Origin of the sequence: Nocardia sp. NPDC051900, from assembly GCF_044452545.1 — a bacterium.
Lineage (GTDB): Bacteria > Actinomycetota > Actinomycetes > Mycobacteriales > Mycobacteriaceae > Nocardia > Nocardia sichangensis.
Genome location: NZ_JBITBU010000007.1, coordinates 127,152 through 139,295, shown reverse-complemented (window position 1 = coordinate 139,295; position 12,144 = coordinate 127,152). Strand labels below are relative to the sequence as shown.

The window sequence follows — 12,144 nt, the reverse complement described above, 5'->3', positions numbered from 1 at the left end:
GCCGCCGTTCAGAACGGCCAGTCGGCGTCGCGTCCCGCCTCCAACAGCCGGATCATCCGGAACGCCGCGTCGGTCAGGCCGCCGAAGGCGTGCCGGTGCGGGGTGCCGCTGGGGGCATGCCCGTGGCGGTATCCGGCCAGGCTCCACGTGTAGAGCGGCACCCGAGACGAAAAGATTTGCCGCAACCCATTTTTCGGAGCGGAATGTCCGAGGAAAAGCGGCGACGGGCTGCTCGCCGTATCGAGCGACCGAAATGGTCTCGGCAGGAATTGAATCCGAAGCAACCGTCGCCTGCGCACCGGACAAGCGCCGAATCTTCGCCCGAGCGAGACGTCCCGCTTCGCGCGTGCGCGAATTCGGTGGTGGTACGCCCGAGATGAAATTCGGCGACGGAACATACCGCTCTGCCATTGAGCTATCTGACCATGGGGTCCGGGCGGGACTCGAACCCGCAACCTGTCCATTAGAAGTGGAAGTGCCTGCGCACCGGTCACACCACCGAGGGGAGCGGGGCCGTCCGGCCCGCGCATCCGAATTTCCTTCGCGGTCACGAGAAGCACACTGTCGGCAACTATCTCGACGCAAGGTGGAGTTCGCATTGCCGCGCGCTTGTCGGTGTCCTGTGTTACCAATTCAGCCAAACCGCTCGACCGAAGGAAGCTCATGGACAACGTGATCGGACAGATCGACCGTGCACTGGACGCGACCGGAGCGATCGTCGCCGCCGTGGGAGGAGCGGATCTGACGACGCCGACGCCGTGCCGGGACTGGGATGTCCGCACCGTTCTCAACCACACGGTCGGCGGTATGCACATCTTCGCGGCGGCCCTGAGCGGCATGGATACCGGCGCCGACCACGAATCCGACTGGCTCGGCGGTGATCCGCAGGGCGCGTACGCCGCGGCGGCCGAGGTGGACCGCGCGGCCTGGCACCGGCCCGATGCGCTGGACGGCACGGTGGGCATCTCGCTCGGTGAACTGCCCGGCCCCGCGGCCGCGCTGGTGCATCTCACCGAGATTCTCGTGCACGGGGTGGATATCGCGGTGGCCATCGATCGGCCGGATCTGGCCGACGACGAGTTGTGTGGCGAATTGCTCGCCACCATGCAGGCCGCGGGTGGCATCGATTCCTTCCGCGCGCCCGGCATTTTCGGTCCCGAGGTGCTGGTCGCCGACGACGAACCGGCACACCGCAGACTGTTGGCGTACGTCGGACGCGAGGTACTGGCGCGCACGTAGTCCGTCGTTTTCGGCGGGTGTGTCGAAACCTTCAACTGTGCCGAAGATTTTCGACGAGTCATTCCGGCAGGCAGTTCCGCGGAAAGCAGACGATATGCCCAGCCGCTTCCCGCGCGAAGTTCGGGCGCCCGAGTTCTGGGTGGCGACGGGTATACCGGCTCGAGCGAACCGAGCCCTGTGGATCCGGAAACCCTGCCGTGGACTGCTCTACCAATTGAGCCACCGGATCGAAACGATCCGGACGTGACTCGAACCCGCAGCCGATCGCGTGTATCGGAAGTATCCGTTGCCTGCGCACCCGGTTCGGGTAGAACTGCAATCGGTCCTATGCAACCGGCGCAGCTCAATTTGCTATGGAACCAAAGCCGGGCGGCGTATGGCCGATGGTGGCGGTGACCTTCTGGGCCGATGACGGCCAGACGCTTGCCGCGCCGGCCAGGCGCGACACCATTACGGTTTCCGGCGTTCTGGCCGACCTCGCGGTCCGCTCCTGGGACCGGCATCTGCTCGACCCGGCTCTGACGTTCGGCCCCCGGCCCGTCGGGGCCGTGGCGTGCCGAGCCGAGCGCGCCGGCTCCTTACTGAGACGTGAGCGTGCGGCGAACCGGTTGACGCAGAATGGTTTTCGTCCTCTCGTTCGGTGTCCGGCGCGGGTCGGACAAGTAGATCTCGTGGTGGCGGCCGTGGTGCGCCCATCCCTCGGCCGCCATGAGGGCGTCCATGCGAGCCAGGGTCTCGGGCTCGGTCGCGTACGGGCCCAGGTGCAGGACCTGGATCGCCTCGCCCTCGGTGAGTCGTTCGAAGGACGCGCCGGTCACCATGTCGGCCGTCACCACTTCCGGCATGCGAATCAGCAGTTTCCAGTGCCATCGGTCGCGTGGCACCGTCAGTGGCGGAGCGTCGGAATCGACCCACCACAGGCCCTCGAGTTTGGGCACGACGAAGTCCTGCCCTGCGGCTTTCGCCGCCTTCTTCGCGCCGTACGCGGCCCGGTAGAGCGTTTGCACCGCCGCCGCGTAGACCGGGCCGTCAGGGTCCCCGATTCCTTCGACCGTCACGTAGTCGTATGCGCTGAATGTCCGGACCACAGGTCGCGTGCTCGCTCCGTAGTAGTGGCCATCGGTTCGGGCCAGATCGATTTTCATTCCTCGACCGTGTCGTCTCCCGCCGCGGGAGAGTCAAGGACGGCGTACCCACACGGCGGCGGGAAGGGTCGTACGGTGGAGCCATGAACCGGCTCGGAGAGGCGACGTCCCCGTACCTGCGGCAGCATGCGGACAACCCGGTGCACTGGCGGGAGTGGGACGCGGAGGCACTGGCCGAAGCGCGGGAGCGGGACGTGCCCGTTCTGCTGTCGGTGGGGTACGCGTCCTGTCACTGGTGCCACGTGATGGCGCACGAGTCGTTCGAGGACCAGGCCACCGCCGATCAGATGAACGAGAACTTCGTCTGCGTGAAGGTGGACCGGGAGGAGCGACCAGACCTGGACGCGGTCTACATGAATGCGACGGTCGCGATGACGGGGCAAGGCGGCTGGCCGATGACCTGTTTCCTGACGCCGGACGGGGAACCGTTCTACTGCGGCACCTATTACCCGAAGCTCCCGCGCGGCGGCATGCCGTCCTTCACCCAGCTGCTCACGGCGGTCACGGAGACCTGGCGCACCAGGCGCGACGAAGTGAATCAGGCCTCCGCGCAGGTGGCTGCTGCGCTGCGCGACCAAGCGGCGGGACTGCCCGACGCGGACCTGACGATCACCCCGGAGCTGCTCGCCCATGCCGTCGCCGCCGTGCTGCGCGACGAGGACGCCGAGCACGGCGGATTCGGCGGCGCTCCCAAATTCCCGGCGTCGGCGCTGCTCGAGGGACTGTTGCGGCACTGGGAGCGGACCGGTGACCCGGCGGTGTTCCAGGTGGTCGCCCGCACCGCCGAGGCCATGGCGCGCGGCGGCATCTACGACCAGCTGCGCGGCGGGTTCGCGCGGTATTCGGTCGACGCGGCATGGGTGGTGCCGCACTTCGAGAAAATGCTCTACGACAACGCGCAGCTGTTACGCGCCTACGCGCATCTCGCGCGCCGCAGCGGGTCCGAGCTTCCGGAATCGTTGTCGCACCGGGTCACCCGGGAAATCGTGCGGTTTCTCCTCGATGACCTCGGGACCCCGCAGGGCGGTTTCGCCTCGGCGCTGGACGCCGACACGCACTTGGAGCCCGGTAAGCCCGGTGTCGAAGGCGCGACGTACGTGTGGACGCCCGCCGAGCTGGCCGGCGTGCTCGGCCCGATCGACGGGGCCTGGGCGGCCGAGTTCTTCGGCGTCACCACCGCCGGAAACTTCGAACAGTGCACCTCGGTGCTGACCAGGTACGCCGAACCCGCCACGGCGGAGGACCACGCGCGGCTGGAACACGTCCGTGCCGCGTTGATCGCCGCCCGCGATCGACGCCCACAACCCGAACGCGACGACAAAGTGGTCACCGCATGGAACGGTATGGCGATCACCGCGCTCGCCGAGGCCGCGGGCGCGCTGGACGAACCGGAGTGGACCGCCGCCGCCGTCCGATGCGCGCGATTCCTGCTGGCCGAGCACGTGGTGGACGGTCGGCTGCGACGTGCATCGCTCGGCGGCGTCGTCGGCGCGGCGCCCGCCGTCCTGGAGGACCACGCCTGGCTGGTCACCGGCCTGCTAGCGCTGCACCAGGCCACCGGCGACCTCGGCTGGCTGGACGACGCCCAACGCCTGCTGGATACCGCGATCGAACACTTCGCCGACCCCGATCAGCCGGGCGGCTGGTTCGACACCGCCGACGACGCCGAAACCCTCGTCGCCCGCCCCCGCGACCCGATCGACGGAGCCACCCCCGCAGGCGCCTCCGCGCTGGCCGAAGCGCTGCTCACCGCCGCGGCCGCGAGCGACCCGGAAGGCGCCGCCCGCTACCGGGAACTGGCCGACCGCACCCTCGAGCGCGGCGCGATTGTGCTGGCACGCGCGCCGCGCTCGGCGGGCCAGTGGCTCACCGTCGCCGAGGCGGCCTTGCGTGGCCCGCTGCAGGTCGCCATCGCCGCCGAATCGGCGGCCCAGCCCACCGAGTTGCTCGCCGCGGCCCGTGCGGCCGCACCCGGCGGCTCCGTCGTCCTTGCCGGGGCCCCGAACGCCGTCCCGCTGCTGGCCGATCGGCCCTTGGTCCGCAACGCCGCGGCCGCGTACGTCTGCCGCGGCTCCGTCTGCGACCTCCCGGTCTCCACGCCCGACGAGCTCCTGATGGCGCTTCGGCGAAACTGACGACAGCACCTCCGGCCGCCATCGGCCGGTTGGCGAGAGACGGTTCGAGTCGGACGCTTCGTCGACGGAGGGCGTAGCCGGGCAATGTGGTCGGCCCCTCGCGGACCGGGCGGTGCACCGGCGGCCCGACGGCCGAGGACTAGCGCCGAGGCGGGGCGTCGAACTCGGCGTCCGGCAACTCGGTGCCACGGGGCGGCTCTGCGGCAGTGTGGATTTCGATGACCGGGTTGGTGTCGGCGGGCAGGTCGTGGCCGTCCAGCTGATCGGTGCGGGTTTCGATGTGTTCGGGCCGGGCGCCGGAGGTGTCGATGTCGGTCCAGCAGAACGTGGGGTTCTTCATGCCGCGTAGCACGATGGTGTCGTAGAACGTCCACTTGGCGCGCTCGTGTTCCGTAGCGGCTTCGATCACCGCTTGGCTCACCAGGATTCGCCGCGGCACCTCCTTGGCCGCCGTGGTGAGGCGGGCGGCCTCGTTGACGGCGTCGCCGATCACCGTGAATTCCAGGCGGGTGTCGGAGCCGACGTCGCCCGCGAAGACCCCGCCGCGCGCGACGCCGATCCCGATGTCGAGTTCTCCGGTGGCGAGCACCTCGTCCCGGATGCGGCGCGCCGCCCGCAGTGCCGGAGTCGCGTTGTCGCCCAAAGCGATCGGCGCTCCGAAGACGCACAGCGCCGCGTCGCCCTCGAACTTGTTGACCAGTCCGTTGTTCTCCTCGGTCGCCGCGACGACGATCGCGAGCAACCGATTGAGCTTGGCCACGAAGTCCTGCGGCGGCAACCCGGTGGACAGCTCCACCGACCCGGTCACATCGACGAACAGCGCCGACACCTCACGCACGTCGCCGGTGAGATCCGCCCCGCGAGCCAGCGCGCGCTCGGCCACCTCGGCCCCGACGTGCCTGCCGAACACCTCACGCATCCGCTCGCGCTCGCGCAGGTTCGCCGCCAGTTCGTTGACCGAATGCTCCAACCGGCCGATCTCACTGGTGCTGCCGATCGGCACCCGGACGCCGAGATCGCCTTGCGCGATGCGGTCCAGCGCGCGACGCAGGACGCGCATCGGCGCGGCGACCGCGCGGGCGAGGAACGCCGTGGCCAGCGCGCCAACTCCGATGCCGACCGCGGACAGGTAGATGGCGGTGCGGACCCGGTCGGGCGCGGCCGCTACCGGGTCGGCCAGCACGACGATCAGCATGAGCAGCGGAAGCGCGGCCGCCACCGCCCAGGTCAGCACGACCCGCACCAGCACAGAGGAACTCCAGTGCATGGTCCAGCCGAGCACCCGGGCGACCACCGGGATCGTCGGCCGGATCAACCGGTCCACGATCAGGAAGGTGACCGCCGCCGACTCGAAGGCGCCGATCGTGAACAGCGACGCCGTCACGCCGGGGTCGTTGTCCGGGCTCAGCCGCGCGAAGACCGCGGTCGCCACGATCACCCCCGGAATCCACAGCGCGATCGCGCGCATGCTGATCGCGACGGGTAGGTGCAGCAAGCGCCGCGCCTCCACCTCCGTGGGCTTGCGCCCGGCGTCGAGCCAGCCGAAGTACACCTTGCGGTCGCGCACCGCCAGGACGATGCCCGCCAGGAATCCCGCCGCCGGATAGATGCCGACGAAGGCCAGTGCCCGCAGCCAATCCGTGCCCAGCCTGCCGAGGAACCCGTTCAGCCACAGCTGGGTGACGATCACCGCGAGGCCGCTGAGATTCGCCGTGGTGACCAGAGCGGCCAGACCACCCCGCGCTTTGAGCGCCCAGACGACGAGCTTCGCGATCATAGGGGTCGCGATCTCGATGACCGTTCCATCGCCTGCGCCGCCCTCTCGTCCGCCCTCCGCGTCGACTCTATGCGCTCAGCGCAGGACGACGAGCCAGACCGCCGCGTAGTGGGTCAACGCCGCGAGCACCGTGGCCGCGTGGAAGAACTCGTGGTGCCCGAACACCCCCGGCCACGGGTTCGGCCATTTCGTGGCGTAGAGGATCGCACCGCCGCTGTAGAACAGGCCGCCGATCAGCAACAAAATCAGCGGTGCGATGCCGATCTGGCCGTTCAGTTGTCCGGCCACCGGCACGATGGCCCAGCCCAGCAACAGATAGAGCGGAACGCCGACCCAGCGGGGAGCGCCGGGCCACAGCAGTTTCAGCGCCACTCCGGCCAGCGCGCCCGCCCAGACCACGGCCAGCAGCGTCTGCCCGGTTCGTCCGGGCAGGCCGAGCAGGGCGAAGGGGGTGTAGCTGCCCGCGATGAACAGGAAGATCATCGAGTGGTCCGCTCGCTTCATCCGGATGCGAGCGCGGGCGGTCGGCCAGGTCACCCGGTGGTAGACCGCGCTGACGCCGAACAGCCCGCACACGGTGAGCCCGTAGATCAGCGTCGACCATCCCGCGGTCGCCGAGACCGTGCCCGCGGTGGCGATCAGCACGACGGCCGCGATCGCCGCGACGCCGACGGCCCAGGTGTGGATCCAGCCCCGCATGCGCGGTTTGACCAGCGCCTCGGCGAGCGCTTCGCCCGCCGTGGCGGGGACCGGTGTGACCGTTGCCGCATCGGCGGCGCCGACCGATTCGGACACGAGTACCTCCTAAGGGAACAGCCGGAGCAGTCTTTCCGCGGCCCCACGCCGGACCGAGTGCAGACGAGGTAGTTGAACCCGTCAGTAACCTACGCAACCGTAACTTGCGTGCTCCTGGCCACTGTACCGGCGTATCGCGGTCGATGCCGCGTTCGTGTCGCCGAGGCGTAGGGTTGCCCGCGTGGAACTTCCGAGTCAGGTGCGGGGTCTGCCGTATCGCATCTACGAGGCCCGGCTGTCCAGGCAGCTGGCCGGCAAGCAGCATCCCCGGCACGTCGCGGTGATGTGTGACGGCAATCGCCGGTGGGCGCGGGAGAACGGTTTCACCGACGTCAGTCACGGCCATCGGGTCGGCGCGCTGAAGATCGCCGAGCTGGTCGGCTGGTGCGAGGCCGAGGGCATCGAGATGGTGACCGTCTACCTGCTGTCCACCGAGAATCTCCAGCGTGATCCCGACGAGTTGGAGACGCTGTTCGAGGTCATCACCGACGTGGTCGAGGAGCTGTCGGCGCCGGAGCAGAACTGGAGCGTGCGCATCGTCGGCTCGCTCGACGGCTTCCCCGAACTGATCGCCAAGCGGATGCGCACCGCGGCCGAGCGCACCGACGGCCGCAACGGAGTGCACGTCAATGTCGCGGTCGGCTACGGCGGCAGACAGGAGATCACCGACGCGGTGCGCTCGCTGGTCCGCCAGGAGATCGCCGCGGGCGAGACCGGCGAGGACCTGGTCCAGTCGATCACCGTGAACGCCATCGGCCAGCACCTCTACACCTCCGGCCAACCGGACCCGGACCTGGTGATTCGCACCTCCGGCGAGCAGCGGCTGTCCGGGTTCCTGCTGTGGCAGAGCGCATACTCGGAAATATGGTTCACCGAGGCGTACTGGCCGGAGTTCCGCCGGGTGGATTTCCTGCGGGCGCTGCGCGACTTCGCCGCGCGTCATCGCCGTTTCGGGGTCTGACTCGATGCCGGTGCGCTGAATCCCGCTCCGGTATCGTTCTTCTCGCGTACCGTCCGGTCTCATGAGCTCGTTCGACCGCCGACCCGCGCTGGGCGAACCGGACGACTCGATCAGCTATGCGGACTTCGGTAGACGCTTCCTGGAGTACGCCGCCTCCGAAGCGCGCATCGCGGGCGCGTTCGAACAGCTGACCGGCAGCGCATTCGATTTCGGCCCCATCGGGGTCGGTCCCGGCCGACTCGCCAAGGTGACCGCCCAGGTCAGGCTCGGGTCGTCCAGGCTGAGCCGTCGCGACGACGAGACCATCACGTTCGAATTGATAATCCCGCTGGAGGTCGACCTGCTGCTGCACCTGGCGGTCGACCGGCACCGGTTCCACGTACAGGGCACCGTGCACCTGCACCTGACGGTACGCACGGCGGCGCCCCTGCGGGTGGTGATCGATATCGCGGAGCCCCGGTCTGCCGACGTGCACGTCGATGTCGCCGCCGCCACGCGGCGCGGGCAACTGCTGCGCGTCCTCGCCGGCGTCGATCACGAGATCAGGCGTTTCGTCGCCCGCTATATCTCCGCGGAGATCCGTAAGCCGCACATCGCCGCGGTCCGCGATATCGATGTCGCGCAGCGACTCGACGAGGCGTGGAAATTGTAATCGGAATCACAATTTCCGTAGCCGCAGCCGATTGATGCTGTGGTCGGCGTCCTTGCGCAGCACCAGGGTCGCGCGCGGGCGGGTGGGCAGAATGTTCTCCACCAGATTCGGCCGGTTGGTGTTGTTCCAGATCTCCTGCGCGGCGGCGGTCGCCTGCTCGTCGGTGAATCCGGAGTAGTGGTGGAAATGCGCGTTCGGGTCGGCGAATGCGGTCTTGCGCAAGGTGAGAAACCGTCGCACGTACCACTTCTCGATGTCCTCGATACGCGCGTCGACGTAGATCGAGAAGTCGAACAAGTCCGACACCATCAGGCGCGGACCGGTCTGCAGCACGTTCAACCCCTCCACGATCAGAATGTCGGGTTGGCGCACGCAGTGCAGCTTGCTCGGCACGATGTCGTAGGAGATGTGCGAATACACCGGCGCGCAGACTTCGGCCGCACCGGATTTCACCTCGGTGACGAATCGCAGCAGGCTGCGGCGGTCGTAACTCTCCGGGAAACCCTTGCGGTGCATGAGGCCGCGCCGGGTGAGTTCCGCGGTGGGATAGAGAAATCCGTCGGTGGTGACCAAGTCGACCCGCGGGTGGTGATCCCAGCGCGCCAGCAGCGCTTGCAGTACGCGCGCGGTGGTGGACTTGCCGACCGCGACGCTGCCCGCGACGCCGATCACGAACGGTACCTGCTGGTCGGGATGGGTTTCGCCGAGAAATGTCGCGGTCGCGGCGAACAGTCGCTGACGAGCGGCCACCTGCAGGTGGATGAGACGAGCGAGCGGGAGATACACCTCCGCGACTTCTTCGAGATCGATCTGTTCCCCGAGACCGCGCAGGCCGATCAGTTCTTCCTCGGTGAGCACCAGGGGAGTCGATTTACGCAGGGTCCGCCACTGTTTCCGGTCGAATTCCACGTAGGGACTCGGCTCGCTCATTCGTGCCATTTACCCGACACTCCGTTTCAGCAAACACGCACGGTTACCGTGCGGATCCGGTGAGATTCGGTCTAGCTGTCGCCGCATAGGCGAATTCTGCTCTGCGTCAGCATCGTGGGCCGAGCGGGGTACCACTACCGGCTGGTAACCGACTCGATGACACAGGTGTGAGCCGCTAATGTCGGCTGGCATGGAAGCGCATCCGCTCGTGACCGAATACCTGCGGCTCGGCCTCGCCTTCGACCGGCTGGAGGAAGGATTCGTCGACGCCTACACCGGTGATCCGGCGCTGCGCCGCGAGGTGCGGAACGCGCCCGCGCCGCAGCCGCGCGAGCTGGCTCGCCGTGCCGCCGAGTTGCGCGCCGCGGTGCCGGAGGCCGGATTGGCGCCCGAGCGCGCCGAGTTCCTCGACGTGCACCTGCGCGCGCTGGAGTGCTCCGGACGGAAATTCGCGGGCGAGGACGTCGGCTTCATCGAGGAGGTGCGCGCCTACTTCGACGTCGACATCGCGCCCGGTGACGTGGACGACTACCGCGACGCGCACCGGCGGATGGACGAGGTGCTCGCCGGGGACGGTCCGCTGGCCGAGCGGGTGGCCGCCCATCGCAAGGCCGACGAGATCCCGCCGGAGCGGTTGGCGGTGTGCGTCGAGGCGTTCTCCAGCGCGTTGCGCGAGCTGGTTCGCGCCCGCTACCCGCTACCCGACCACGAGCACGTCACCTACGAGGTGGTCGGCGACAAGCCCTGGTCCGGGTTCAACTACTACCTGGGCAACTACCACTCCCGGGTCGCGATCAACTCCGACCTGAAGCAGCACATGGCGCACCTGCCGCAGCTGATCGCGCACGAGTCCTACCCGGGGCACCACACCGAGCACTGCCGCAAGGAAGCCGGGCTGGTCGCCGCCGGTCAGGCCGAGCAGACGCTGTTCCTGGTGAACACGCCGCAGTGCCTGATGGCCGAGGGGCTCGCCGATCTGGCGTTGCGTTCGATCGTCGGCCCTGGCTGGGGCAAGTGGGCGCAGGAGATCTACGCGGATCTCGGGCTGCGCTTCGATGGCGAACGTGCCGAACGCCTTTCGAACGCCTCGGCAGACCTGCTGAGCGTGCGCCAGGACGCCGCGCTGCTGCTGCACGACCGGGGCCGGTCGCACGACGAGGTGGCGGAGTTCTTGCAGACCTGGAGCCTGACGACGCCGGAGCGGGCGCGCCAGTCGCTGCGCTTCCTGTCCTCGCCGCTGTGGCGGGCCTACATCTCCACCTACGTCGAGGGATACCGGTTGCTGGGCGGCTGGCTCGATCGCGCGGCCGACGCCGAGGACCGGGCCGACCGTTTCCGCAGGCTGCTCGACGAGCCACTCACTCCAGGGGCGGTACGCGCGGCGGCGTGAGGGCTACCGGATCGCCGCGCAGCCCTGTCCGCCCGTGGAGATGCCGCGAACTCTCACCACGGAAACCGAATCGGTGGCCCGGCCATACGTCGCGGGCTCGGCACGATCGTGAGCGCACGGCCGCCGCGTCTGTCGAGCGGTCGCGGATTTCCGGTGCGCGGTCAAGCTCCGGCGAAGGTGATGCGCACCGAGATCGGATCGCTCTCCAGCGCTTTCATCGTTCGTTCGGCGACGGCGGCCGAGACGCGGCCCTTGGCGAAGGTGCGCGAGCGAGCCACCACATCGTCCTCGGGCACGAAGGAGGCCGTTCCGGTGCGCCACTCTGTGCCCAGCCGCAGCCTGATGTGCGGGTCGGCGGCGATGTTGCGGGCCCAGCCGGACCGATAACCGTGCTGCGAGATCAGCCACGCGCCGGTCTCGTCGATCGACGCGGTGACCGGCACCCGCCGCGGCTGACCGGATCTCGCGCCGACCGTCTCCAGTTCGGCGATCAGTGACGACCGGATGCCGAGCCGGTCGAGCAGGCCGACGGCCGGGTTCACCAGGTAGCGGCCGATGAGGCGTTCGCGCCGGAATTTGCGTACCGCGGCGCTCGGTGTTCGTCCCGCCATGACAGTCCTCCTCAGGATCGATGTGGGCGGAAAATGGCGCAGGTGGTGGTGGCGTGCGCGACCAGGCGGCCCTGCTCGTCGACCACGCGTCCCTCGGCGGTCGCGGTGGTGCGCCCGAGGTGGATCGTGGTGCCGGTGGCGGTGAGGCGCTGTCCGTCGGTGGGCACGGCCCGGATGTAGTTGATCTTCAGTTCCAGCGTCGTGTAACCGACGCCTGGCTCCAGGGTGGTGTGCACCGCGCAGCCCATCACCGAGTCGAGCAGGGTGGCGCAGATGCCGCCGTGTGTGGTGCCGAGCGGGTTGGCGAAATCGGGCCGGGTACGCAGCGCGAAGACCACCTTGCCGTGCTCGAGTTCATCGACCTCCATGCCGAGCAGGTCACCGATGAACGGCGGGCGATCCGTTCTGGTCATCGCGACACGCAGGAGTTCCAGACCGGACAGCTGAGTCGGGTCGACGGTGGTTTCGGACATGAATCGCAATCCTTTCGATGAACCGATCGGTCCACA

At 68.6% G+C, this 12,144-nt stretch carries 12 protein-coding genes; 5 read left to right on the top strand and 7 right to left on the bottom strand.

The window, feature by feature from the left end:
- Window positions 1-8 precede the first annotated feature (8 nt).
- Window positions 9-161 carry a hypothetical protein gene (locus tag ACIA5H_RS13600; protein ID WP_379255310.1) on the bottom strand — a complete coding sequence of 51 codons (153 nt, stop codon included), beginning with the start codon at window positions 159-161 and terminating at the stop codon, window positions 9-11.
- A 502-nt stretch (window positions 162-663) separates the two neighbouring features.
- On the opposite strand from ACIA5H_RS13600, the gene ACIA5H_RS13595 reads away from it, so the two are divergent.
- Window positions 664-1,239, top strand: coding sequence for a TIGR03086 family metal-binding protein (locus ACIA5H_RS13595; RefSeq protein ID WP_379255308.1), 576 nt, complete (start codon window positions 664-666; stop codon window positions 1,237-1,239).
- Window positions 1,240-1,817: 578 nt separating this feature from the next.
- On the opposite strand, the gene ACIA5H_RS13590 is transcribed toward ACIA5H_RS13595, so the two are convergent.
- Window positions 1,818-2,384 (bottom strand): GyrI-like domain-containing protein, encoded by a 567-nt coding sequence (locus tag ACIA5H_RS13590; protein WP_397076201.1) that lies wholly within the window; start codon window positions 2,382-2,384, stop codon window positions 1,818-1,820.
- A gap of 83 nt (window positions 2,385-2,467) precedes the next feature.
- Between ACIA5H_RS13590 and ACIA5H_RS13585 the strand changes: the two genes are divergently transcribed.
- Window positions 2,468-4,519, top strand: a complete 2,052-nt coding sequence (locus ACIA5H_RS13585; protein WP_397076199.1) for a thioredoxin domain-containing protein — start codon at window positions 2,468-2,470, stop codon at window positions 4,517-4,519.
- A gap of 139 nt (window positions 4,520-4,658) precedes the next feature.
- Here ACIA5H_RS13585 and ACIA5H_RS13580 read toward each other — a convergent pair whose 3' ends face one another.
- On the bottom strand, window positions 4,659-6,296 hold the full coding sequence (locus ACIA5H_RS13580; protein WP_397076197.1) for an adenylate/guanylate cyclase domain-containing protein: 1,638 nt from the start codon (window positions 6,294-6,296) through the stop codon (window positions 4,659-4,661).
- Between the two features lie 75 nt (window positions 6,297-6,371).
- The gene (locus ACIA5H_RS13575) at window positions 6,372-7,010 is read right to left on the bottom strand and encodes a hemolysin III family protein (RefSeq protein WP_379255414.1); all 639 of its coding nucleotides are present in this window, start codon (window positions 7,008-7,010) and stop codon (window positions 6,372-6,374) included.
- Between the two features lie 262 nt (window positions 7,011-7,272).
- Here ACIA5H_RS13575 and ACIA5H_RS13570 point away from each other — a divergent pair, with 262 nt between their 5' ends.
- The gene (locus ACIA5H_RS13570; RefSeq protein ID WP_357890375.1) at window positions 7,273-8,052 is read left to right on the top strand and encodes an isoprenyl transferase; all 780 of its coding nucleotides are present in this window, start codon (window positions 7,273-7,275) and stop codon (window positions 8,050-8,052) included.
- 61 nt (window positions 8,053-8,113) lie between these two features.
- The gene (locus ACIA5H_RS13565) at window positions 8,114-8,704 is read left to right on the top strand and encodes a hypothetical protein (RefSeq protein ID WP_397076194.1); all 591 of its coding nucleotides are present in this window, start codon (window positions 8,114-8,116) and stop codon (window positions 8,702-8,704) included.
- 6 nt (window positions 8,705-8,710) lie between these two features.
- Here the strand turns inward: ACIA5H_RS13565 and coaA are convergent, their stop codons facing one another.
- Window positions 8,711-9,643 (bottom strand): type I pantothenate kinase, encoded by a 933-nt coding sequence (gene coaA / locus ACIA5H_RS13560; protein ID WP_355078590.1) that lies wholly within the window; start codon window positions 9,641-9,643, stop codon window positions 8,711-8,713.
- A 181-nt stretch (window positions 9,644-9,824) separates the two neighbouring features.
- Here coaA and ACIA5H_RS13555 point away from each other — a divergent pair, with 181 nt between their 5' ends.
- Window positions 9,825-11,024, top strand: coding sequence for a DUF885 domain-containing protein (locus ACIA5H_RS13555; RefSeq protein ID WP_379255303.1), 1,200 nt, complete (start codon window positions 9,825-9,827; stop codon window positions 11,022-11,024).
- 161 nt (window positions 11,025-11,185) lie between these two features.
- Here ACIA5H_RS13555 and ACIA5H_RS13550 read toward each other — a convergent pair whose 3' ends face one another.
- The gene (locus tag ACIA5H_RS13550; RefSeq protein ID WP_355078592.1) at window positions 11,186-11,635 is read right to left on the bottom strand and encodes a nitroreductase/quinone reductase family protein; all 450 of its coding nucleotides are present in this window, start codon (window positions 11,633-11,635) and stop codon (window positions 11,186-11,188) included.
- A gap of 11 nt (window positions 11,636-11,646) precedes the next feature.
- Window positions 11,647-12,108, bottom strand: a complete 462-nt coding sequence (locus ACIA5H_RS13545; protein ID WP_355078593.1) for a PaaI family thioesterase — start codon at window positions 12,106-12,108, stop codon at window positions 11,647-11,649.
- Window positions 12,109-12,144 lie beyond the last annotated feature (36 nt).